The organism is Serratia sp. H402Y (assembly GCF_051172415.1).
Classification (GTDB): Bacteria; Pseudomonadota; Gammaproteobacteria; order Enterobacterales; family Enterobacteriaceae; genus Serratia; species Serratia ureilytica.
The window spans coordinates 2,620,289-2,640,778 of record NZ_JBPIYZ010000001.1; the positions used below are offsets into that span (position 1 = coordinate 2,620,289).

Sequence of the window (20,490 nt, forward strand, 5' to 3'; positions counted from 1 at the left end):
CCACAGCAGGAGCTTACCGTCTGATGTCCGTGCGCATTTTCGCTGCTCTGGTGCTCTCGGCACTGAGCTTCGCCTCGCAGGCCGAAGCCCTCAACGAAAGCTACGCTTTCGCCCTTCTCGGTGAACCGAAATACGCCGCCGACTTCAGCCATTTCGACTACGTCAATCCGGCGGCGCCCAAGGGCGGCGACGTGCGTCTGGCGGCCATCGGCACCTACGATAACTTCAACCGCTTCGCTACTCGGGGCGTGCCCGGCGAGCGCACGGATCAACTTTACGACACGCTGTTCGCAACGTCCGACGACGAACCCGGCAGCTTTTATCCGCTGATTGCCGAATCGGCGCGCTTCCCGGCCGACATGCGTTGGGTGGAAGTGGATATCAACGCCCGCGCGCGTTTCCACGACGGCAGCCCGATCACCGCCGCCGACGTGGCCTTCACCTTCAGCAAATTCATGGCCGAGGGCGTGCCGCAGTTTCGCTCCTACTACAAAGGCGTCACGGTCAAAGCCATCTCTCGGTTGACAGTGCGCATTGAATTCCCGCAGCCGAACAAAGAAGCGATGCTGTCGTTATTCGGCAGCCTGCCTATTCTCCCGGCCGCCTTTTGGCAAAACCATAAGCTCAACGAGCCGCTCAACACGCCGCCGCTGGCCAGCGGCCCGTATAAAATCGGCGATTATCGCCTCGGCCAGTACATCACCTATCAACGGGTGCGCGACTACTGGGCCGCCAACCTGCCGGTGAACCGCGGCCGCTATAACTTCGACAGCATTCGCTACGATTATTATCTGGACGATAAAGTGGCGCTGGAAGCGTTCAAGGCCGGCGCTTACGATTTCCGCATCGAGCCGTCGCCCAAGAGCTGGGCCACCCAGTATCAGGGGGGCAACTTCGCGCGCAACTACATCATCAAACAGGACGAGACCAACCAGGCGGCGCAAAACACCCGCTGGCTGGCGTTCAACATCCAAAAACCGCTGTTTGCCGACCCGCGCGTGCGCGAGGCGATCACCCTGGCTTTCGACTTTAACTGGATGAACAAGGCGCTGTATTACAACGCCTATCAACGCGCCGACAGCTATTTCCAAAACACCGCCTACGCCGCCCGCGGCTATCCGGACGCCGCCGAACTGGCGCTGCTGGCGCCGCTCAAAGGCCAGGTGCCGCCTGAGGTGTTCACCAGCATCTATCAACCGCCCGCCTCCGACGGCAGCGGCAACGATCGGCAAAATCTGCTGAAGGCGACCCAACTGTTGAAAGAGGCCGGTTGGGTGGTCAAAAATCAAAAGTTGGTCAACGCCAAAACCGGCCAGCCGTTCGCCTTTGAGCTGATGCTGCTGAGCGGCAGCAACTTCCAGTACGTGTTGCCGTTCCGCCACAACCTGCAGCGGTTGGGCATCGATATGGCAATCCGCGAGATCGACGCCTCGCAATATACGCGCCGCATGCGCGAACGCGACTTCGATATGATGCCGACGGTGTACATGGCGATGCCGTTCCCCACCGCCAATTTACGCATCATTTGGGATTCGGAGTACATCAACTCCAGCTATAACACCCCCGGCGTCAAGGACCCGGCGGTCGACAGCCTGGTCAGGCAAATCGCTGAGCATCAGGGCGACGAAAAAGCGCTGCTGCCGCTCGGCCGCGCGTTGGATCGGGTGTTGACCTGGAACCGCTACATGCTGCCGATGTGGTACTCCAACCACGACCGCTACGCCTATTGGGACAAGTTCTCCACGCCGCCGATCCGCCCGGCCTACGCCATCGGCTTCGACAACTGGTGGTACGATGTCAACAAGGCGGCGCGCTTGCCGGCTCAACGTCAATAAGGAGTCGGCATGGCAGCCTATCTGATACGCAGACTGTTGCTGGTGATCCCCACGCTGTGGGCGATCATCACCATCAACTTTTTTATCGTGCAAATCGCCCCCGGCGGCCCGGTCGATCAGGCCATCGCCGCCATCGAACTGGGTCAGGGCAGCGGTTTCGGCAGCGGCGGGGTCAATGAAGGCCTGGGGCACGCCAGAGCCGGCGTCCCGGCCGCGACCGAAGGGCAATACCGCGGCTCGCGCGGCCTGGATCCGGAGGTGATCGCCGAGATCACCCAGCGTTATGGCTTCGATAAACCGCTGCACGAACGCTATTTCACCATGCTGTGGAACTACATGCGCTTTGACTTCGGCGACAGCCTGTTTCGCGGCGCTTCGGTGATGCAACTGATCGGCCAAAGCCTGCCGGTCTCCATCACGCTGGGCCTTTGGAGCACGCTGATCATCTATCTGGTGTCGATCCCGCTCGGCATCCGCAAGGCCGTCCACAACGGCAGCGCGTTCGATACCTGGAGCAGCACGCTGATCATTATCGGCTACGCCATTCCGGCGTTCCTGTTCGCCATCCTGCTGATCGTGCTGTTCGCCGGCGGCAGCTATCTCGACTGGTTCCCGCTGCGCGGCCTGGTCTCCAGCAACTTCGATACCCTCTCGTGGCCGGCGAAGATCGCCGACTATCTGTGGCACATCACGCTGCCGGTGCTGGCGACGGTGATCGGCGGTTTCGCCACCCTGACCATGCTGACCAAAAACTCGTTCCTCGACGAGATCCGCAAACAGTACGTCACCACCGCCCGCGCCAAGGGCCTGGACGAGAAAAAGATCCTGTACCGCCACGTGTTCCGCAACGCCATGCTGCTGGTGATCGCCGGTTTTCCGGCCACCTTTATCAGCATGTTTTTCACCGGCTCGCTGCTGATTGAGGTGATGTTCTCGCTCAACGGCCTGGGGCTGCTGGGTTACGACGCCACGCTGCAGCGCGACTACCCGGTGATGTTCGGCACGTTATATATCTTCACCCTGATCGGCCTGCTGTTGAACATCCTCAGCGATATCACCTATACCCTGGTCGATCCGCGCATTGACTTCGAGGCCCGCCAATGAGCCACCTTAGCCCAATCAATCAGGCGCGCTGGGCGCGTTTTCGCCGCAACCGCCGCGGTTACTGGTCACTGTGGATCTTCCTGGCACTGTTCACGCTCAGCCTGGCCGCCGATCTTATCGCCAACGACAAACCGCTGTTGGTGCGTTATGAAGGCCGGCTATACCTGCCGTTTATGATCAACTACAGCGAAACCGCGTTCGGCGGCGAACTGAACACCGAAGCCGACTATCAGGATCCGTTCGTCCAGCGCCAAATCGACCGGCATGGCTGGGCGATCTGGGCGCCGATCCGTTTCAGCTACGACACGATCAACTTCGCCACCGAGGTGCCCTTCCCCTCCCCGCCTTCGCGCCATAACCTGCTGGGCACCGACAGCAACGGCGGCGACGTGCTGGCCCGCGTGCTGTATGGTTTTCGCATTTCGATGCTGTTCGGCCTGGCGCTGACGCTGTTTTCCAGCCTGATCGGCGTGTGCGTCGGCGCGACACAGGGGTATTACGGCGGGCGTTTCGATCTGTGGGGGCAACGCTTTATCGAAGTGTGGTCGGGCATGCCGACGCTGTTTCTGATCATTCTGCTGTCGAGCATCGTCCAGCCCAATTTCTGGTGGCTGCTCGGCATCACTATTCTGTTCGGCTGGATGAGCCTGGTGGGCGTGGTGCGCGCCGAGTTCCTGCGCACCCGCAACTATGACTATATCCGCGCCGCGCGCGCCATGGGCGTGCCGGATCGCGTGATCATGTCCCGCCACATGCTGCCCAACGGCATGGTGGCGACGCTGACCTTCCTGCCGTTTATCCTCTGCGGCTCGATCACCACCCTGACGTCGCTCGATTTTCTCGGCTTCGGTCTGCCGATCGGTTCGCCGTCGCTCGGCGAACTGCTGCTGCAAGGCAAAAACAATCTGCAGGCGCCGTGGCTCGGCATCACCGCCTTCCTGGTGCTGGCAGTGCTGCTGTCGTTATTAATCTTTATCGGCGAAGCGGTACGCGACGCCTTTGACCCCAGCAAGGCGCATTGATATGGCTACACCTCTGCTCGCCATCCAGGATCTCAGCATCGCCTTCCGCCAGGGCGACGCCGTCACGCCGGTGGTCAACGAACTTTCTTTGCAAATAGCCCCGGCGGAAACGCTGGCGCTGGTAGGAGAATCCGGCTCCGGCAAAAGCGTCACCGCCCTGTCGATACTGCGACTGCTGCCCGCGCCGCCGGTGGTTTACCCTGGCGGCGATATTCTGTTCAACGGCAACTCGTTGCTGCATGCGCCGGAGGCTGAACTGCGCAAGGTGCGCGGCAATCAGATCGCGATGATCTTTCAGGAACCGATGGTGTCGCTCAATCCGCTGCACACCATTGAGAAGCAACTGGCGGAAGTGCTGATGCTGCACCGCGGCCTGCGGCGCGAAGCCGCGCGCGCAGAGATCGTCGACTGTCTGGAGCGCGTCGGCATCCGCCAGGCCAAAACCCGGTTGCAGGACTATCCGCATCAGCTCTCCGGCGGTGAACGCCAACGCGTGATGATCGCCATGGCGGTGTTAACCCGCCCGAAATTGCTGATTGCCGACGAACCCACCACCGCGCTCGACGTGACTATCCAGGCGCAGATCCTGACGCTGTTGCAAGAATTGAAACAAGAAATGGGCATGGGGTTGCTGTTCATCACCCATAACCTGAATATTGTGCGCCGTCTGGCGGACAACGTGGCGGTGATGCGTCAGGGCCGTTGCGTGGAGCAAAACGGCCGCGCACAGCTGTTCAGCCGGCCGCACCATCCCTACACACGGCAACTGCTGGCCGCCGAGGACGTCGGCGAACCGCTGCCGCTGCCGGCCGCAGCCAGCGCGCGCCCCGGCGATGAGCGGCCGCTGCTCAAGGTGGAAGATCTGCAGGTGCGATTCCCCATTCGGCGCGGCCTGCTGCGCCGCACGGTGGACTATCACTATGCGTTGAAGTCATTGAGTTTCGAACTGCGCGCCGGAGAGAGCGTGGGGCTGGTGGGGGAATCCGGATCGGGTAAAAGCACCACCGGGCTGGCGCTATTGCGTCTGCTGGCCTCGCAGGGGGCCATCTGGTTCGACGGCGAACCGCTCCACCCGCTGACAATGAAACAAATGCTGCCCTACCGCAGCCGGATGCAAATCGTCTTCCAGGATCCGTATTCCGCCCTCAACCCGCGCCTGAACGTACAGCAGATCATCGCCGAAGGGCTGGAAGTGCACCAGCGGCTGAACGCCGAGCAGCGGGAACAGCGCGTGATCGAGGTGTTGCAGGAGGTCGGCCTGGATCCGCAGCTGCGCCACCGCTACCCCACCGAGTTTTCCGGCGGCCAGCGCCAGCGCATCGCCATCGCGCGCGCGCTGATCCTGCAGCCGCAGCTGCTGATCCTCGACGAGCCGACCTCTTCGCTGGATAAATCGGTGCAGGCGCAGATCCTGACGCTGCTGAAATCGCTGCAGCAACGCCACCGGCTGGCTTATCTGTTCATCAGCCATGACCTGCAGGTGGTGCGTTCGCTGTGCCACCAGGTGATTGTGCTGCGACAGGGAGAAGTGGTTGAGCAGGGAGACTGCCGGGCGATTTTCGCGGCGCCCGCAGCCGACTATACCCGACAACTGTTGCAGTTGGCGGATTAGCGGCGAATTCAGAAGGGGTATTGCGCGCTGAGCGGTTCGGCGATCGCGGCGCCGACGTTTTTCAGGCGGCACATCGTCGCGCTCTCATCGCTGCGCTGCACGAACAGGCAAGGTTCCCCTTCCCATTCGACGATCGCGCAGTCGACCTGAATCTCCTGCAACGACAGATTAAGCTGTTGCATCACCTGCCAGGCCTCGGCCCCTTCATGGCTGAGCAGCTTCAGCCCAATCAGGTTGTTATCCTCGTCTATTCCGTTAAACGGAATCGGTTCGACCTTTACGCCAGTGAAACCGGATAGCCAACGATAACTTTGCGGCAAGCGATGCACTACCGAAAGTTGGATACTCTCCACATGAAATCCCTAGTTTGAAAAGGTGAAACACTTTTACCTGACAGGGTTACTAAGTTATAGCCGTTGACTCCCGACTCTGCCGCGCACAAATGTTATTTAAATGTAAATTTTGCCGCAAGCCATTAACCTGACCCCGTGCTTGCCGATGCCGTGCCATTTTTTGGCGCGCCGTGCGGTGTTATTTCACGGCATTTTGCGACTCAGCTCGCATTTTTGCGTTATATGTAACCCTTTCCCGCAGCGATCTCAACTCTTTTTTCTTGCAATGCGACTACTTTTTCGTCGCCATATTTTTACATTGAAGAAACATTTCACCCGTCGCGTTAGCGCACCGTCGTCCGCTAATGCCTTGATTTACATCCCCCCTATTGCAAACCGCCCGCACCGACCCGCCGGCAAAACGCCGCGCATACCGGAGGATATCGGGCAGCTCAGCGACGGTATTTTTTAACAAAAAGCACACAGAAGGGTAAATGACTCATTGATTAGCAGGCATATGTTTAGCAACAAAATTTTCATTGCCGGTTGCACCGCAAACTGGCAAGGCGCAACCCTGTGACGGCTCGGGGCAACTTCGCCCCGAACCAGGAGAACGTCAGGCTGCGCGATCGCGCGGCCGGCTGGCGTACAGATAGAACAACACCGCCACAATGCTGCACAGCGCCATCGAGGTGACCATCGGCCAGGCGCTCTTGCCCGGCGCCATCGACAGCACCGCACCTACCAGCGCGCCGATGCTGAACCGCAACGTGCCGGCCAGGGAAGACGCGGTGCCCGCCATATGCGGAAAATCATCCAGGATCACCGCCATGGCGTTGGAGGAGATCATCGCGATGCACCCCAGATAGACCGCTACGCCGATCACCAGCGCCCAGAAGCCCAGCCCGACGGCGCTCACCGCCAGCAGCCACAGCCCCATCGCCAGCTGCACCAGCAGCCCCAGTTTGAACATCTTGACCGCGCCGAATCGCCGCACGTTGCGGCTGTTGATCAGCGTCGTCAGGAACAGGAAGACGATATTCAGCGCAAAGTAGTAACCGAAGTGCTGCGGCGAAACCTGGTTCAGTTCGATGTAGACGAACGGCCCGGCGCTGAGGAACGAGAACATGCCGGCGAACGAGAAGGCGCTGGCCAGCATGTAGCTCAGCACCCGCTTGTGGCGGAACAGCGAACCGAAGTTGCCCAGCGTAGTGCGCAGGTGGAACCGCTGTCGCCGCTCTTTCGGCAACGTCTCCTTGATGAACAAGGCCACCAGCAGTGAACCGATCAGCGCTGCGGCGCCCATGGTCCAGAAGATGGCATGCCAGTTGAACCACAGCAGCAGCGCCCCGCCGATCATCGGCGCCAGCAGCGGCGCGATGGTCATCACCAGAATGACGAACGACATCATGCGCGAGAACTCGTCCTTGGTGAACATGTCGCGCATCAAGGCGTTGATCACCACGCTGGCGGCGGCGGCGGCCAGGCCGTGCAAGAAACGCAATCCGATCAGCTGATCGATCGACTGCGCCATGGCGCAGGCGCAACCGGCGATGGCGAAGATCAGCGTTCCCCACAGGATCACCGGTTTGCGGCCGATGCTGTCCGACATCGGCCCATAGAACAGCTGCCCGAAGGCGAAGCCGAGCATATAGGCGCTGAGCGTCATCTGCACGCTGCCGGACTCGACGCCAAACTGGGCGGCGATCACCGGCATGCTGGGCAGGTACATGTCGATGGCCAGCGGCATCAGCATGGACAGCAGGCCCAGAATGAAAATCAAACCGAGATGAGAGGTTCGGTTCTGTTGCACGTTCCACGACTCCTTAATCGGCCGCAATCAATGATCGGTTATCAGTCCTGCAGGTGCGGCGCGCCCACGCTGGCGATCTCTTCTTCGGTCAGTGGGCGATATTCGCCCGGCGCAAGATCGTCATCCAGCACGATGGCGCCGATGCGCTCACGGTGCAATTCGATCACCCGATTGCCGACCGCAGCGAACATCCGCTTCACCTGGTGGTAGCGCCCTTCGCTGATGGTCAGGCGCACCACATGCTCGTCAACCTGCTCCAGCGTCGCCGGCCGCGTCAGATCTTTCTCGTTGTGCAGTTGCACCCCTGCGGCGAAACGCTGCGCGGTGTCTTCCGCCAGCGGGTGCTCCAGCGTCACCAGATAGGTTTTCTCGCAGTGGTGGCGCGGCGAGGTGACGCGGTGCGACCACTGGCCGTCGTCAGTCATCAGCACCAGCCCGGTGGTGTCGATATCCAGCCGCCCGGCGGCGTGCAGTTTGTACGCGACCGGCTCATCGAGGAAGTACAGCACCGTCGGATGATCGGGATCGTCGGTGGAGCAGACGTAACCCTGCGGTTTGTTAAGCATGAAATAGCGCGGGCCGTTCTGCTGCTGCAGCGGATTGCCGTCGAACGCCACCTCTTGTTCCGGGGTCAGTTTGACAGCCCCGCTCTTCACCACCTCACCGTCTACGGTGACGCGTTTAGCCCGAAGTTCGCGCGCGACCAGCGCACGGCTGATGCCTAACTGCTGAGATAAAAACTTGTCCAATCGCATGGGATCTGCTTTGCCTGTCGTTGTTATGATCGCATTGATCGTATTGCCAAAATATGACGCCCGCCGTTGCACCGGGTGCAAATGGCAGGCTCAGGGGGGAAATCGCGTGGGGGCACAGCGATTGCTGTCACACGAGTATAGCGGCACAACGCGCTGCCCGACAGGGGTAATTTTCACGCTTCTCGCACCGCGCGCGCTCAGAAGGCATAATATAGACATTTCTCGGTCGCCCGGGGCGTAAAATGTCAGCGTTTCTGTGGCAACAGCGCTGACAAACCTAACCCCCGCGGCCCATTCCAACCTACGGCGTTCATTTATGGCCTTTACCCTACGCCCCTACCAACTGGAAGCGGTCGAAGCCACCATCAACCATTTCCGGCGGCATCCCGAGCCGGCGCTGATCGTGCTGCCGACCGGCGCCGGCAAAAGCCTGGTGATCGCCGAGCTGGCGAAGCGCGCCCGTGGGCGAGTGCTGGTGTTGGCGCACGTCAAGGAACTGGTGGCGCAAAACCACGCCAAATACTGCGCCTACGGCCTGGAGGCGGACATCTTCGCCGCCGGGTTGCAACAAAAAGAGAGCGCAGGCAAGGTGGTGTTCGGCAGCGTGCAGTCGGTGGCGCGCAACCTGCCGCTGTTCGACGGCGCCTTTTCGCTGCTGATCGTCGATGAATGCCATCGCATCAGCGACGACGACGACAGCCAGTACCAGCAAATCATCCAGCACCTGCAGAAAACCAACCCGCAATTGCGGCTGCTGGGGCTGACCGCCACGCCGTACAGGCTGGGCAAAGGCTGGATTTATCAGTACCACTACCACGGTTTCACCCGCGGCGACGGCGCCAGTCTGTTTCGCGACTGCATCTACGAGCTGCCGCTGCGCTACATGATCAAGAATGGCTTCCTGGTGCCGCCGGAGCGGCTGGATATGCCGATCGTGCAATATGACTTCAGCAGGCTGGAAGCCAGAAGCAACGGCCTGTTCAGCGAAGCGGATCTGAACCGTGAGCTGAAGCGGCAAAACCGCGTCACGCCGCACATCATCAGCCAGATTGTGGAGTACGCCGACGATCGCAAAGGCGTGATGATCTTCGCCGCCACCGTCGAGCACGCCCGTGAGATCCACGGCCTGCTGCCGAACGGCGAAGCCGCGCTGGTCAGCGCCGAAACGCCGCCCGCCGAGCGCGATGCGCTCATCGAGGCGTTCAAACAGCAGCATCTGCGCTATCTGGTCAACGTGGCGGTATTGACCACCGGTTTCGACGCGCCGCACGTCGATCTGATCGCTATCCTGCGCCCCACCGAGTCCGTCAGCCTGTATCAGCAGATCGTCGGGCGCGGGCTGCGTTTGGCGCCCGACAAAAAGGATTGCCTGATCCTCGACTACGCCGGCAACCCGCACGATCTGTTTACGCCGGAGGTCGGCGTCAGCAAGCCGCACGGCGACAGCCAGCCGGTGCAGGTGTTCTGCCCGGCCTGCGGTTTCGCCAACCTGTTCTGGGGCAAGTGCACCGAAAACGGCGACATCATCGAACACTACGGCCGCCGCTGCCAGGGCTGGCTGGAGGACGACGACGGCCACCGCGAACAGTGCGATTACCGCTTCCGGTTCAAGAGCTGCCCGCACTGCGGCGCGGAGAACGACATCGCCGCACGCCGCTGCCATCAGTGTCAGGAGGTGTTGGTCGATCCCGACGACATGCTGAAGGCGGCGCTGAAGCTGAAAGACGCGCTGGTGCTGCGCTGCGGCGGCATGGAGTTGCAAAGCGGCCGCGACGATAAGGGCGAATGGCTGAAGGCCACCTATTACGACGAGGACGGTACCAGCACCAGCGAGCGCTTCCGCCTGCAGACGCCGGCGCAGCGCAAAGCGTTCGAGATGCTGTTCCTGCGCCCGCACCAGCGCGCGCCGGGCGTGCCGTTCGCCTGGCACACCGCCGCCGACGTGCTGGCGCAACAGCAAGCGCTGCGCCATCCGGATTTCGTGGTGGCACGCAAGCGCGGGCAGTTTTGGCAGGTGCGTGAGAAAGTGTTCGATTATCAAGGCCGTTTCCGCCGCGCCAATCAGTTGGCCTGAGCGAACGGCCCTCAATCTGGGCAGGTTTTCGTTGCCCTGCGGGCGGCTTTCCGTTAAAATGCCGCGCGCTTTACCTGGGCCTGCCCAGTGTTAAAGCGGAATTCCGAACTTGCTACTTGGGTCGCCTGTAGCAGGGTAAATTTTCTTTTAAGAGAAAAAACAATGTTCACTATCAATGCAGAAGTACGTAAAGACCAGGGTAAAGGTGCGAGCCGCCGCCTGCGTGCAGCAAACAAATTCCCAGCTATCGTTTACGGTGGCAAAGAAGCTGCAGTTTCCATCGAATTGGATCATGATTCTGTCAAGAACATGGAAGCTAAACCAGAATTCTACAGCGAAGCAGTAACTCTGGTTATCGACGGTAAAGAAACCAAAGTTAAGGTTCAGGCTGTACAGCGTCACCCGTTCAAGCCAAAACTGGCTCACATCGACTTCGTTCGCGTTTAATCGCTACGTTTTCGAACCTTTCGGGACGCCGAAATAAAGAACGCCGCAATTGCGGCGTTTTTTATTGTCTGCGATTCGGCAAGCTTACTTGCCGCTGCCGGTCCGGCGCTGCAGCTGATCGCGCAGGTTCGGCGGCGTGCCTCTGATGGTCAGCGTGTCGGTGGCCGCATCCCAGAAAATGCGCTCCCCCAGCAGCATGGCGTCGAAGTTCAGACTGATACCGCCGCCGCTGCCGGCGAATTTGGTCAGCTGGCGCAGCGTGCCGCGATCCGCCGGGAAGCTGTCTTCCAGCTGATAGCCTTGCTCGCTGGAGAACTGCATAAAGTCTTTCTCACCGACCGGCGACAGCTCCTGCGACAGCGCCTGCAGTTCGATCTCTTCACCCGCCTGCAGCTGTTCGTTGCAGTAGCTGTACACCTGCTGGCGCACCGACTGGCGCTCATTCTTGTCCAGCTGCGCGTCGGCGCAGTAGTCATCCACCGCCTGCAGTAGCCCGCGGTTTTGCGCCTTGGTGTCCAACCCTTCGGACGCCGCCAGGAAGTCCATGAAGAAGTCGGCGACCTTGCGGCCCACGCGCCCGCGCAGGAAGGTCAGGTAGCGGGTCGATTCCGGGTTGGTTTCCCACTCGGTCAGATCGATGCGCGCAACGATATCGGCGTTGTTGATGTCCAGATAGTGCGTAGTGTTGATATCCAGCTCTTCGTTGACGCGCATGCTGTTACGGCTGTTCAGCACCGCGATCAGCAGGTACTCGACCGCCAGATAACGGTATTGGCCGAACAGCACCACGCCGCCTTCGGCGAAGGGATACTTCGCCAGTTCGTCGCGCAGACGGCCGGTCGCCGCGCGGCTGAAAGCCAGAAAGTCCTTATCGTCCTTGCGGCAAGTGCGCAGCGCTTCCGCCAGCTCGCTGCCCTCGTTGAACAAGCCCAGGGCCTTGCTCTTGGCGCTGTAGACGCGATGCAGTTCCGCCATCATTTCTTCCACCGCCGCGTTGGTGGGAAGCAAGGAATCGCGCAGCACCACGTCCAGCGTTTGCTCGTCGCGTTTCACCAACTGGTGCAGAGCGATCTGGTCGATATCCAGACTCATGGTAAATCCTCCTGTTCTTTAGGCGCGTATTCAAACACTGAAGGCCCCGCCCTGCAATACTAAAAAACCGCGGCAAACCGGAAAGGCGCAGCGGTGAGCGGCCCCGTCGCAGGCGAACCCTTTCCCGAATGACAGGAAGTGATAAAAGAGCGGAAAATCACTGTCCTATACGGTAAGATAGGGCACTTTGCAGATTACTAAGCGCAATTTTATGCCACAATCATCCCGTTACAGTGACGAACACGTTGAACAACTGCTCTCAGAGCTGGTCAATGTTCTGGAAAAACACCATACCCCCACCGATCTTTCCCTGATGGTGCTGGGCAATATGGTCACTAATTTGATCAACACCAGCGTTGCCCCCGCGCAGCGGAAAACCCTGGCGAGATCGTTCGCGGAAGCCCTGCAGGCTTCTGTCCGTGAAGATAAAGCGCATTAATATTTATTTATGGTGACAAACCGTCAGCGTTATCGTGAAAAAGTCTCCCAGATGATCAGCTGGGGGCACTGGTTCGCCTTATTCAACATCCTGCTCGCCCTTGGGCTGGGCAGCCGCTACCTGTTTGTCACCGACTGGCCCGCTTCCCTGCTGGGCCGGGTCTATGCCCTGGTCAGCCTGCTGGGGCATTTCAGCTTTATCGTGTTCGCCGGCTACTTGCTGGTGATCTTCCCGCTCACCTTCGTGGTGATGTCGCAGCGGCTGCTGCGATTTATTTCCGCCGCGCTGGCCACCGCCGGGCTCACGCTGTTGCTGGTCGACAGCGAGGTGTTCTCCCATTTCCACCTGCACCTCAATCCGGTGGTGTGGGATCTGGTGGTCAACCCGGATCAAAGCGAGCTGTCGCGCGACTGGCAGCTGATGTTTATCTGCGTGCCGGTGATCTTCCTGGTGGAGATGCTGTTCGGCACCTGGAGCTGGCAGAAGCTGCGCAGCCTGAACCGCCGCCGTTTCGGCAAGCCGCTGGCGGCGCTGTTCATCAGCGCCTTTTTCGCCTCGCACCTGATTTACATCTGGGCCGACGCCAACTTCTATCGCCCGATCACCATGCAGCGGGCCAACCTGCCGCTCTCGTACCCGATGACCGCGCGCAAGTTCCTCGAAAAACACGGCCTGCTCGATCAGCAGGAATATGAACGCCGCCTGGTGCAACAGGGCAATCCGGAAGCGGTGGCGGTGGAGTACCCGCTCAGCGATCTCAGCTACGGCGATAAAGGCAGCGGCTATAACCTACTGATGATCGTGGTGGACGGCATTCGCGCCAAAGACGTGGCGCAGGACATGCCGACGCTGACGCGTTTCGCCCAGGAAAACGTGCGCTTCAGCGATCACTACAGCTCGGGCAACCACGCCGACACCGGGCTGTTCGGCCTGTTCTACGGCATTTCCCCGACCTATCTGGACAGCGTGCTCGCCGGCCGCAAGCCGTCGGCGCTGATCAACGCGCTCGGCGAGCAGGGTTACCAACTGGGGCTGTTCTCGTCCGATGGCTTCAACGCCAGCCTGTACCGTCAGGCCCTGTTGACCGACTTCTCGCTGCCGACGCCGGCGCCGCAAAGCGACGCGCAAACCACGCAGCAATGGCAACGTTGGCTGACGGACCAGGGCGACAAAGAGCCGTGGTTCTCCTATATCAACTTTAGCGGCGCCGAGCCGGCCGAAGGCGCTAAAACTCCGGCGCCGGCCGATTTTATCCAACGCTATCGCACCGGCGCTCAGGACGTGGACGCCCAGATAGCCCAGGTGCTGGACACCCTGAAACAGCGCGGCCTGCTGGATAAAACCGTGGTGGTGATCACCGCCGAGCACGGCGTCGAGTTCAACGACAGCGGCAAAGGCCAATGGGGCGCCGGCACCGCCTTCAACCAGGCGCAGCTGCAGGTGCCGCTGGTGATCCACTGGCCGGGCACGCCGGCGCAGACCATCAACAAGCTGACCGGCCATAACGACGTGATGCGTACCTTGATGCAACGGTTACTGCACGTGAAAACCGCGCCGAAAGACTATTCGCAGGGCGAAGATCTGTTTACCGCCCAGCGCCGCAACAACTGGATCGCCACCGGCGATGGCAACCAGCTGGTGATCACCACGCCGACGCAGACGCTGATGCTGGACAACAGCGGCAACTATCGCGTCTATGATCAGAACGGCGATGAAATAAAAGATGAGAAACCGCAGCTTGCTCTGCTGTTGCAGGTGCTGACCGATGTAAAACGCTTTATCGCCAACTAACTGCTTAAAACTAAAGCAATCAAGTGGTAAGGCGCTTGCATAAACATCGAGAATCGGTAGTATGATTTTTCATAGCGTCGGCATGTAGCGCAGCCTGGTAGCGCACCGTCATGGGGTGTCGGGGGTCGGAGGTTCGAATCCTCTCATGCCGACCAAATTCAAAAAACCTGCTGTAACAGCAGGTTTTTTTTCGTCTGCACGTCGAGAGGATGAAAGCGCAGCCGCTGCGCCACTGTCTCCCCCAACGATCATTGCGCGCCTCGCTTTCGCGACGGCCTTTCTCTTTACCAGGCTCAGGCTGAGATTTTGTCTTGTTGGTTTTCGGGCGCTGCGGCGATGAACGCCGGGAGCTGAGTACAAGCGTCGTAAATCGCTTTACAGCGCGGGTACCCGCTCAGATCGCACCCCATCCGCAGGGCATTCGCCCACTGAGGGATCAGGCAGCAATCCGCCAACGTCGGGCTGTCGCCAACGCAGAAGGGCCCTGGCGGCCTCTGGAGCAACAGCTGTTCCACGGCGCTCAGCCCTTGCCGGATCCAGTGCGCATACCAGCGTTTTTTCTCTTCCTCACTCACCTTCAGCTCTTCACTCAGGTAGCGTAACACCCGTAGGTTATTGACCGGGTGAATATCGCAAGCGATGACATAAACGATTTCCAGTACCCGGCTGCGCGCCGGATCGGCCGTCGGCAACAGCGGCGACTGGGGGAAATGGCGATCCAGCCAGTCGGTAATCGCCAGCGACTGGCTGAGAGACTCGCCGTCGTCCGTGAGTAGCGTCGGCACCAGCCCGACCGGGTTCATACGCCGATAAGCCAGCTCATTCTGCTGCCCGATGCGAATATTGACGCCCACCGTCTGGTAATGGATACCTTTCAGCGCCAGCGCAATGCGCACGCGGTAGGACGCAGAGCTATTAAAAAAACTGTACAGCTTCATCATTCACCTCAGAATCAGCCTCAGACAATCTTCACGGCGATAGGGGTAAGCCCCTCTACATTCCCGGTAATCACATCGCCTTTCACCACCGCCCCCACCCCTTCCGGCGTGCCGGTAAAAATCAGATCGCCGGGCTGCAGCTCAAAAAAGCCGGACAGATAGCTGATGGTTTCATTCACCGACCAGATCAGATGACGGATGTCGCTGCGCTGACGATCGCTGCCATTGACCTGCAGCCAGATAGGCGCATGGTTGACGTCTGCGCTGTCGCCGGCTTTATGCAGTGGCGCGATGGGCGCAGAGAGATCGAACGACTTACCGATTTCCCATGGGCGCCCCATTTGACGCATGTCCATCTGCCGATCGCGGCGGGTCATATCCAGGCCCGTGGCATATCCCCAGATATATTCATGCGCCTTTTCCAACGGAATATCGCTCCCCCGTTTGCCAATCGCCACCACCAGTTCGATTTCGTAGTGATAGTTGTCCGTTTGCGCCGGATACGGCAGCGCCAGCGTTTCGCCGGCCGCCACCGGCACCACCGCATCGGCAGGCTTGCAGAAGAAGAACGGCGGCTCACGATCCGGATCAAAGCCCATTTCGCGAGCATGGGCGGCATAGTTGCGCCCGACGCAGTAGACACGGCGCACGGGGAACTGTTTATCACTCCCCACGACAGGAACAGTCACGGGGGCTGGCGGTGCAAATACGTATTGCGTCATTTTGTCTCTCCCAAATTAATAACGTGCTTCACGGAACAGCCCCAGGGCTTCCTGAACCGGCCGGTCCGAAAAACTGAATAACACGGTGTCTTCATCCGCCTGAAACGACACGTCGAACCAGGTCGGCGCCACAAAGATATCTTTTGCCGAAAAGTGAAGGGTTTCGTTGCCGATGCTGACCTGGCCGCGCCCTTCCACCACGTGGTAGAGGGTGCTGTCCGTGGTGCGCGCCTTTCGTGAGGAAAAGCCTTTCGGCAACAGTTGCAGAAAGGCGCCCATCGAGGGCATGGGATAGCCGCCGGTCACCGGATTGACGTAGCGCATCTTGTAGCCGTCCCACTCGTCGGCGTCCCCCATGCGGGTGAGGTCGTACAGCGTTTCGCGGCTGCGATCGTAGCGGTAGTTGAAAATGGGCGATGAGTTGCCTTTCTGATGGCGCAGCGGCAACATATTGGCCGCATAACGCGGTAAATAGTCCCCCTCCCGGCGCGTCACGGGCTGCTGTTCTTGCGGATAGTCTTCCGCGAAACCGCAGCCCAGCAGATTCACCAGCGGCAAATCCAGCCCGTCCAGCCATACCACCGGCTCAGCGCCGGGATTGCCGTGATCGTGCCAGCGCCACTGCGGCGTCAAAATGAAGTCGCCTTCATGCATTTGCGTTCGTTCGCCGTCAACGGCGGTAAACGCCCCTTTCCCTTCGACGATAAAACGCAACGCGGACTGATTATGGCGATGGCTCGGCGCAATTTCGCCCGGCATGATCAACTGCAAGCCGGCGTACAGCGTCGGGGTGATGGCGGCTTGTCCGCGCAACATCGGGTTTTCCAGCACCAGCACGCGGCGCACTGCTTCTTTGGCGCCAATCAACTCGCCGCTGGCCAGCAGGTGCGGGCGAATCTCCTGATAGTTCCAGTAAGCCGGGGCGCAGTTTGCATTCGGCGTTGACGGCACCAGATGGTGCAGCGACTCCCACAACGGGGTCAGGTTCTGCCCGGAAATCTGCCGGTAAAACTGCTGGCGGCTGGGGTTAACATCCTGATGGCGTTCAGGCATAGGGATTCTCCTTTTTCATTCACGACGCTGCGCGAGGCAACGTGTCAGGGGCTGGGGCAGACAGACGAACGACAGCCGTCAGCAGCATTAACATCACCGTACTGAGCGCCGCCGGAAGGGCAATAATGAAAAATAGCGTATCGAATGAGAAATTCATCGCCATCATCACGCCGCCGGAAAGCGAGCCGACAATCGCGCCGCAGCGGCCAATGGCATTGGACCAGCTGACGCCCGTCGCCCGGCTTTGCGTCGGATAGAGCGTGGCGGTCAAAGCATTCAGCCCGACCTGCGACCCGCTGATGCCGATGCCGGTGCCGAAGATGGCCAGCGCCATTTGCCACAGGCCGTTCTCGCTCAGGCCAATCATGACGATACACACGGCGCCCAAGGCGTAGCTCACCGCCAACACCCGGAAGGGATTGCATTTGTCCATCAACACGCCCAGCCCCAGCGCGCCCACCGTGCCGCCTATCTGGAAAGCAGCGGTCACCCAGGAGGCATGCCGCAGATCAATACCGCGGTGGTTAAGCAGCGTCGGCATCCAGCTGGAGAGCAGGTAGATGATCAGCATGCTCATGAAAAAAACCGCCCAGAGCATGAGGGTGATGCGCAACTGGCGGCCGGCGAACAGCGGGCTGATGCTGCCTTTGGCCGACGTGGCGGCTTCGTTCAGATAAAAATGGGTCTCTTCATCCCACTCGCCAGTCATGGCGCTGACCGTTTTGGCAATCACCTTTTGCGGCAGTTGGCGGCGAATCTGCCAGCGCGGGGATTCCGGCAGGGCAAACAGCAGCGCCGCAAAGAGCATCAACGGCAAGACGCCGCCAAGCACCAAAATGCCGGACCACCCCACCCTCGGCACCAGTTGGGCGCTGACGATCCCGCCCAGGGCCGAACCGAGCGTGAAACCGCAGAACATCAGCGTGACCAGCGCGCCACGGCGGCGAGCGGGCAGATATTCAGAGGTCATCGTGATGGTGTTCGGCATCGCGCCCCCCAGGCCCAGGCCGGTGAGAAAACGCAAAACGACCAGCGTTTGCAGATCGGGGGAGAAGGCCGAAATCAGGCTCAGCGCGCCAAACAGCGCCACGCAAAGTTCGATGACGCGCTTGCGGCCAAAGCGGTCAGAAAGCGGGCCGCAAAGCAGCGCGCCCGCCGTCAATCCCAGCAACCCCGCGCCAAACAGCGGGGCCAGTTCGCCGGCGGACAGTTGCCACTGGGCGCGGATGTCGGGCGCGATGAAACCAATGGCGGCGGTGTCAAAACCATCGAGCATCACCACCAAAAAGCAGCAGAGAATGACGCGCCACTGCGTCTTGCCGATAGGGGCTGCGTCGATCAGTGCTTGTAAATCACGCCGTTGAGTCATAGTGAGCGCCTCGGAGCAGGTAGGGAGATGTCTGTGTTGTTTTAGGTATGTTACGAATTTGTATCTTTAGCGATAAAATGTACAATGGCTTTTCGGGCGGAGACATAACCGGAGGGTTATAGCAAATGGCGAACTGGGCGCAGAAATTGAAGCTGCACCATCTGCAAATGTTGGTGGCATTGGGTGAACAGGGAAATCTGACCCACGTTGCGCGGATGATGAACATCTCCCAACCCGCTCTGTCAAAATGGTTGTCGCAGCTCGAAGATGAGATTGGGCTCACGCTCTTTGAGCGGCATAGCAAAGGGCTACGCCCCTCCGAGGGGGGGAAATTGCTGCTTCAGCATGCGCAGCGTTTGATCAATGATCTGGAGCGTTCGCAGTCTGAAATCGCCCGCTTTAAGCAAGGCGGGCTGGTGGGAAGCCTGAAAATCGGCTGCTCGCCGGTGGCGACCGACTGCGTTTCGCAGGCCATATTGAGCCTGCTGCAAGAAATGCCGACGCTGCATCTCAATATTGAGGAAAAGGTGATGACCCCCCTGCTGCACGATCTGCTCGCGGGCGCGGTGGATGTCGTCGTGGGCCGCGTCGGGGGGCGGGCGCTGCAACTGCCGCTCAACTATCAAGTGCTCTACACCGAACCGGTATGCTTCGTTGCCCGCCCTCACCATCCGCTGGCAAAATCCGCCTCCCTCACCTGGCACGATCTCACCCACTGGCGCTGGATAGTCTGGCCGACCGGCACGCCAATCCGCCTCAGCATCGATAATGCGTTGGCAGATAACGGCGTGATGCTGCCTGAAAACACGGTTGAATCGGCATCGATGAACGTCAGCACCAACCTGCTGCAAAGCAGCGACATGATCTCCATTCTTTCACTACGGCTGGCGCAGCGTTATGCCAGCCAGGGGCAACTGGCGATTCTGAACCTGCCGAAGATTGAGCAGAAAGGCAGCGTGGGTGTTTTCTGGCGCAACAGCGAGCCGCCTTTTGCCGCACTGAGCCGCTTTTTGCAGCTGCTGACGCAGGCCAGATAAAAACCGGCCCCCGCCCCGGTTGTGGCTACCCTTAAATTCCGTAACAACCTGCGCAGCGACTTTTCACGGCCACGGTTTGCTGTGCCCTTCGTTCTTGATTGACACTGCGTGAACCAGGCAATATATTCATTAGCAATATTAATGGATTAGGGTAAAATCCTCTCTTCCCGCCGAACAGGCCATCAGCATTCTCCGCAAAACTTGGCGTGGCGCTCTCGCCAGCCGGGCACGCAGGGGGGAAGGCGTTGTTGTCTTGCTTGAATAAAGAGACATGATGGTCATGTGACATTATTCGCGTCTCATTACGCGACTCGCGGGTTGCGTAATTTGCGCGTTAAATAAGTATGGATAATTAATAACAGAAGAACACGGACTAAATAAGGAGTAAAAATGCAAGGAAATCTCAAGCTCTATGGCCTTTTTGTTGGCCTGACGGTGACCATTATGATCACCTGCGACACGTTGGTTTATAAGGTCTTTGATATCTATGGTTTTAAAATAACGGCAAGCGGCATTGTATTCTCCTTGTGTTTCTTGATATCAACATTGCTGACTGAGGTTTACGGCTATAAATTGTCGGTAAGAGCAATATGGATCATGGTGTTCTGCCAAAGCTTATATGTCATAATACTTAATCTCTCAGCCGTTATTCAGCCAGAAAACAATGATATCGCCACGCACTATTATTCTTTATACCATGAGTTTTGGCGAGTCATGATAGGCACCTGGGTGTCCGTTCCGGTCGCTTATTTCGTCAATGGATTTATTATTTCAAAGATGAAGATTATTTTCTCAGGAAAATACTTCTTTATCCGATATATTGTTGGTTCCATGTCTACACAGGCCGCCCTGTTGCTGACAGCCTATCCGATAAGTCTTTCAGGAAAATATACCTTTATAGAGTTGGTTAACATCATAAGCACGACGTGGTCTTATAAAGTTGTCGTCTCTATTGTATTGCTACCGCTCGCTATCGCCTTAGTCGAGTGGGTGAAGAAGATAGAAAACACCGATCACTATGATTGGGGCACTTCATACAATCCATTTAAGTAATA

General features: G+C 59.2%; 18 protein-coding genes and 1 tRNA gene. 11 read left to right on the forward strand and 8 right to left on the reverse strand.

The genetic code is table 11. The features are described from left to right. Positions 1 to 23: 23 nt before the first annotated feature. The 4 genes from ACSBQS_RS12655 to yejF are packed head-to-tail and all read left to right on the forward strand — an operon-like array spanning position 24 to position 5,573. The gene (locus ACSBQS_RS12655) at positions 24 to 1,835 is read left to right on the forward strand and encodes an extracellular solute-binding protein (protein ID WP_042785061.1); all 1,812 of its coding nucleotides are present in this window, start codon (positions 24 to 26) and stop codon (positions 1,833 to 1,835) included. Positions 1,836 to 1,844: 9 nt separating this feature from the next. Beyond that, entirely contained in the window at positions 1,845 to 2,939 is a 1,095-nt protein-coding gene (locus tag ACSBQS_RS12660) for a microcin C ABC transporter permease YejB (RefSeq protein ID WP_033643818.1), read from the forward strand. Then, on the forward strand, positions 2,936 to 3,961 hold the full coding sequence (locus tag ACSBQS_RS12665; RefSeq protein ID WP_434990697.1) for an ABC transporter permease: 1,026 nt from the start codon (positions 2,936 to 2,938) through the stop codon (positions 3,959 to 3,961). The genes ACSBQS_RS12660 and ACSBQS_RS12665 overlap by 4 nt, the downstream gene beginning before the upstream one ends. A 1-nt stretch (position 3,962) precedes the next feature. Beyond that, the gene (yejF, locus tag ACSBQS_RS12670) at positions 3,963 to 5,573 is read left to right on the forward strand and encodes a microcin C ABC transporter ATP-binding protein YejF (protein ID WP_434990700.1); all 1,611 of its coding nucleotides are present in this window, start codon (positions 3,963 to 3,965) and stop codon (positions 5,571 to 5,573) included. Between the two features lie 8 nt (positions 5,574 to 5,581). On the opposite strand, the gene ACSBQS_RS12675 is transcribed toward yejF, so the two are convergent. The 3 genes from ACSBQS_RS12675 to rsuA form a co-directional block, all read right to left on the reverse strand. Next, on the reverse strand, positions 5,582 to 5,926 hold the full coding sequence (locus tag ACSBQS_RS12675) for a YejG family protein (protein WP_004935763.1): 345 nt from the start codon (positions 5,924 to 5,926) through the stop codon (positions 5,582 to 5,584). A gap of 595 nt (positions 5,927 to 6,521) precedes the next feature. Then, positions 6,522 to 7,718, reverse strand: a complete 1,197-nt coding sequence (locus ACSBQS_RS12680; protein WP_033652528.1) for a Bcr/CflA family multidrug efflux MFS transporter — start codon at positions 7,716 to 7,718, stop codon at positions 6,522 to 6,524. Between the two features lie 41 nt (positions 7,719 to 7,759). Continuing rightward, entirely contained in the window at positions 7,760 to 8,473 is a 714-nt protein-coding gene (rsuA, locus tag ACSBQS_RS12685) for a 16S rRNA pseudouridine(516) synthase RsuA (RefSeq protein ID WP_033652527.1), read from the reverse strand. Positions 8,474 to 8,789: 316 nt separating this feature from the next. Here rsuA and ACSBQS_RS12690 point away from each other — a divergent pair, with 316 nt between their 5' ends. Beyond that, the gene (locus ACSBQS_RS12690; protein WP_434990704.1) at positions 8,790 to 10,547 is read left to right on the forward strand and encodes a DEAD/DEAH box helicase; all 1,758 of its coding nucleotides are present in this window, start codon (positions 8,790 to 8,792) and stop codon (positions 10,545 to 10,547) included. Positions 10,548 to 10,709: 162 nt separating this feature from the next. Continuing rightward, on the forward strand, positions 10,710 to 10,994 hold the full coding sequence (rplY, locus tag ACSBQS_RS12695) for a 50S ribosomal protein L25 (protein WP_004935776.1): 285 nt from the start codon (positions 10,710 to 10,712) through the stop codon (positions 10,992 to 10,994). 84 nt (positions 10,995 to 11,078) lie between these two features. On the opposite strand, the gene yejK is transcribed toward rplY, so the two are convergent. Beyond that, positions 11,079 to 12,086, reverse strand: a complete 1,008-nt coding sequence (gene yejK, locus ACSBQS_RS12700; RefSeq protein WP_042785067.1) for a nucleoid-associated protein YejK — start codon at positions 12,084 to 12,086, stop codon at positions 11,079 to 11,081. A gap of 211 nt (positions 12,087 to 12,297) precedes the next feature. Here yejK and ACSBQS_RS12705 point away from each other — a divergent pair, with 211 nt between their 5' ends. From ACSBQS_RS12705 to ACSBQS_RS12715, 3 genes are all read left to right on the forward strand, one after another. Then, positions 12,298 to 12,525, forward strand: coding sequence for a YejL family protein (locus tag ACSBQS_RS12705; protein WP_004935782.1), 228 nt, complete (start codon positions 12,298 to 12,300; stop codon positions 12,523 to 12,525). Between the two features lie 9 nt (positions 12,526 to 12,534). Then, entirely contained in the window at positions 12,535 to 14,316 is a 1,782-nt protein-coding gene (gene yejM, locus ACSBQS_RS12710) for an LPS biosynthesis-modulating metalloenzyme YejM (RefSeq protein ID WP_033652524.1), read from the forward strand. A 78-nt stretch (positions 14,317 to 14,394) separates the two neighbouring features. Then, a tRNA-Pro gene (locus ACSBQS_RS12715) sits at positions 14,395 to 14,471 on the forward strand. Positions 14,472 to 14,609: 138 nt separating this feature from the next. Here the strand turns inward: ACSBQS_RS12715 and maiA are convergent. Genes maiA through mhbT form a run of 4 tightly spaced genes read right to left on the reverse strand, consistent with a single transcriptional unit; the run spans position 14,610 to position 18,398 of the window. After that, positions 14,610 to 15,254 (reverse strand): maleylacetoacetate isomerase, encoded by a 645-nt coding sequence (maiA, locus tag ACSBQS_RS12720; RefSeq protein ID WP_033643826.1) that lies wholly within the window; start codon positions 15,252 to 15,254, stop codon positions 14,610 to 14,612. A 20-nt stretch (positions 15,255 to 15,274) separates the two neighbouring features. After that, on the reverse strand, positions 15,275 to 15,976 hold the full coding sequence (locus ACSBQS_RS12725; RefSeq protein ID WP_047025322.1) for a fumarylacetoacetate hydrolase family protein: 702 nt from the start codon (positions 15,974 to 15,976) through the stop codon (positions 15,275 to 15,277). 15 nt (positions 15,977 to 15,991) lie between these two features. Further along, complete coding sequence (gene gtdA / locus ACSBQS_RS12730) at positions 15,992 to 17,029, reverse strand: gentisate 1,2-dioxygenase (protein ID WP_089192036.1); 1,038 nt, start codon at positions 17,027 to 17,029, stop codon at positions 15,992 to 15,994. 19 nt (positions 17,030 to 17,048) lie between these two features. Further along, entirely contained in the window at positions 17,049 to 18,398 is a 1,350-nt protein-coding gene (gene mhbT / locus ACSBQS_RS12735; RefSeq protein ID WP_047025320.1) for a 3-hydroxybenzoate transporter MhbT, read from the reverse strand. A gap of 125 nt (positions 18,399 to 18,523) precedes the next feature. Between mhbT and ACSBQS_RS12740 the strand changes: the two genes are divergently transcribed. Both ACSBQS_RS12740 and ACSBQS_RS12745 read left to right on the forward strand, forming a co-directional pair. After that, positions 18,524 to 19,435, forward strand: a complete 912-nt coding sequence (locus ACSBQS_RS12740) for a LysR family transcriptional regulator (RefSeq protein WP_033643831.1) — start codon at positions 18,524 to 18,526, stop codon at positions 19,433 to 19,435. A 390-nt stretch (positions 19,436 to 19,825) separates the two neighbouring features. Further along, a complete protein-coding gene (locus tag ACSBQS_RS12745) occupies positions 19,826 to 20,488 on the forward strand; it encodes a VUT family protein (RefSeq protein ID WP_046896345.1) in 663 nt (220 codons plus the stop codon). The last annotated feature ends 2 nt before the right edge of the window (positions 20,489 to 20,490 follow it).